General features: G+C 55.1%; 1 rRNA gene. It reads right to left on the bottom strand.

Features of this window, described 5'->3' with window-relative positions:
* Nucleotides 1–47: 47 nt before the first annotated feature.
* A 23S ribosomal RNA gene (locus tag ACFWQG_RS20255) occupies nt 48–3,180 on the bottom strand.
* Nucleotides 3,181–3,322: the final 142 nt, after the last annotated feature.

Raw genomic sequence — 3,322 nt, 5'->3', positions numbered from 1 at the left:
AACATGTGTGTTGTTTCAGATACCGCACAGTGGACGCGTAGCTTCTTTGTGGTAAGTCCTCGGCCTATTAGTACCAGTCACCTACATCAGTTACCTGACTTCCAGTTCTGGCCTATCAACCCGGTAGTCTGCCGGGGGCCTTACCCCCTCAAAGGAGGTGAGAAACCTCATCTTGGAACAGGCTTCCCGCTTAGATGCTTTCAGCGGTTATCCCTTCCGAACGTAGCTAACCAGCAGTGCCCTTGGCAGGACAACTGGCACACCAGAGGTTCGTCCGTCCCGGTCCTCTCGTACTAGGGACAGCCTTCCTCAAGTTTCTAACGCGCGCGGCGGATAGAGACCGAACTGTCTCACGACGTTCTAAACCCAGCTCGCGTGCCGCTTTAATGGGCGAACAGCCCAACCCTTGGGACCTACTCCAGCCCCAGGATGCGACGAGCCGACATCGAGGTGCCAAACCATCCCGTCGATATGGACTCTTGGGGAAGATCAGCCTGTTATCCCCGGGGTACCTTTTATCCGTTGAGCGACACCGCTTCCACATGCCGGTGCCGGATCACTAGTCCCGACTTTCGTCCCTGCTCGACCTGTCAGTCTCACAGTCAAGCTCCCTTGTGCACTTGCACTCAACACCTGATTGCCAACCAGGCTGAGGGAACCTTTGGGCGCCTCCGTTACATTTTGGGAGGCAACCGCCCCAGTTAAACTACCCACCAGGCACTGTCCCTGAACCAGATCATGGTCCGAGGTTAGATGTCCAATACGATCAGAGTGGTATTTCAACAACGACTCCACAAACACTGGCGTGCCCGCTTCACAGTCTCCCACCTATCCTACACAAACCGAACCGAACACCAATACCAAGCTATAGTGAAGGTCCCGGGGTCTTTTCGTCCTGCCGCGCGTAACGAGCATCTTTACTCGTAATGCAATTTCGCCGAGTCTATGGTTGAGACAGCTGAGAAGTCGTTACGCCATTCGTGCAGGTCGGAACTTACCCGACAAGGAATTTCGCTACCTTAGGATGGTTATAGTTACCACCGCCGTTTACTGGGGCTTAAATTCTCAGCTTCGCCATTACTGGCTAACCGGTCCTCTTAACCTTCCAGCACCGGGCAGGCGTCAGTCCGTATACATCGTCTTACGACTTCGCACGGACCTGTGTTTTTAGTAAACAGTCGCTTCTCACTGGTCTCTGCGACCCCCACCAGCTCAGAACGCAAGGTTCGTCACCAGCAGAGGTCCCCCTTCTCCCGAAGTTACGGGGGCATTTTGCCGAGTTCCTTAACCATAGTTATCTCGATCGCCTTAGTATTCTCTACCTGACCACCTGTGTCGGTTTGGGGTACGGGCCGTGTGAAAACTCGCTAGAGGCTTTTCTCGGCAGCATAGGATCACTGAATTCGCCTCACTCGGCTACGCATCACGTCTCAGGCTATATGAATGGCGGATTTGCCTACCACTCGCCCTACACGCTTACACCAGTACTACCACTCACTGGCCCAGCTACCTTCCTGCGTCACCCCATCGCTTGGCTACTACCAGCTCAGGTCCCGTGCATCCACACACCCACCATCCCGAAGGATAAGCAAGCGGCTTCAGGACGGTTAGTATCACTGATTCACCATTGACGCGTTCACACGGGTACGGGAATATCAACCCGTTGTCCATCGGCTACGCCTGTCGGCCTCGTCTTAGGTCCCGACTCACCCTGGGCGGATTAACCTGGCCCAGGAACCCTTGGTCATTCGGCGGACAAGTTTCTCACTTGTCTTTCGCTACTCATGCCTGCATTCTCACTCGTGCAGCCTCCACAACTAGTTCACACCGCTGCTTCCATGGCTGCACGACGCTCCCCTACCCATCCACACACCTGGCCCCTCCCCCGTAGGAGAAAGGCGGGCTTATGTGAATGCCGCGGCTTCGGTGGTGTACTTGAGCCCCGCTACATTGTCGGCGCAGGATCACTTGACCAGTGAGCTATTACGCACTCTTTCAAGGGTGGCTGCTTCTAAGCCAACCTCCTGGTTGTCTTCGCGACCCCACATCCTTTTCCACTTAGTACACGCTTAGGGACCTTAGCCGGCGATCTGGGCTGTTTCCCTCTCGACTACGAAGCTTATCCCCCGCAGTCTCACTGCCGCGCTCTCACTCACCGGCATTCGGAGTTTGGCTGATTTCGGTAAGCTTGTGGGCCCCCTAGACCATCCAGTAGCTCTACCTCCGGCGAGAAACACGCGACGCTGCACCTAAATGCATTTCGGGGAGAACCAGCTATCACGGAGTTTGATTGGCCTTTCACCCCTACCCACAGCTCATCCCCTCAGTTTTCAACCTAAGTGGGTTCGGGCCTCCACGACGTCTTACCGTCGCTTCACCCTGGCCATGGGTAGATCACTCCGCTTCGGGTCTAGAACATGCCACTAAAACGCCCTATTCGGACTCGCTTTCGCTACGACTACCCCACACGGGTTAACCTCGCGACATGCCGCTAACTCGCAGGCTCATTCTTCAAAAGGCACGCCATCACCCGCAGTGACAAGTCACTCACAGGCTCTGACGGATTGTAAGCGCACGGTTTCAGGTACTATTTCACTCCCCTCCCGGGGTACTTTTCACCTTTCCCTCACGGTACTAGTCCGCTATCGGTCACCAGGGAGTATTCAGGCTTATCGGGTGGTCCCGACAGATTCACAGCAGATTTCACGGGCCCGCTGCTACTTGGGTGTTCACTACGACAGTCACCATGTTTTCGTCTACGGGACTCTCACCCTCTACGACAGGCCGTTCCAGACCACTTCGACTAACACAATGATTTCTTACTGTCGGCCGATCCGGCAGAATCGACAAAATGAATCCCACAACCCCGCGCACACAACCCCTGCCGGGTATCACATGTACACGGTTTGGCCTCCTCCGCTTTCGCTCGCCACTACTCACGGAATCACGGTTGTTTTCTCTTCCTGTGGGTACTGAGATGTTTCACTTCCCCACGTTCCCTCCACACACCCTATATATTCAGGTGCGGGTAACACGACATCACTCGTGCTGGGTTTCCCCATTCGGACACCCTCGGATCTCAGCTCGGTTGACAGCTCCCCGAGGCTTATCGCAGCCTCCTACGTCCTTCATCGGCTCCTGGTGCCAAGGCATCCACCGTACGCTCTTCATTACTTACAACAAAGATGCTCGCGTCCACTGTGCAGTTCTCAAACAACACACAAACAACCGTGTCAATCGTTACCACCAGCACCCGGAAAACCAGGCCGATGTGACAACCACGATCGCTCGTCGTTTTCTTCCCAGAGACAAACACTCGCGT

Origin of the sequence: Rhodococcus sp. NPDC058532 (assembly GCF_042719255.1) — a bacterium.
GTDB lineage: Bacteria > Actinomycetota > Actinomycetes > Mycobacteriales > Mycobacteriaceae > Rhodococcus_G.
Note: the sequence above shows the minus strand (reverse complement) of the source record. Positions and strands in the feature narration are given on the sequence as shown.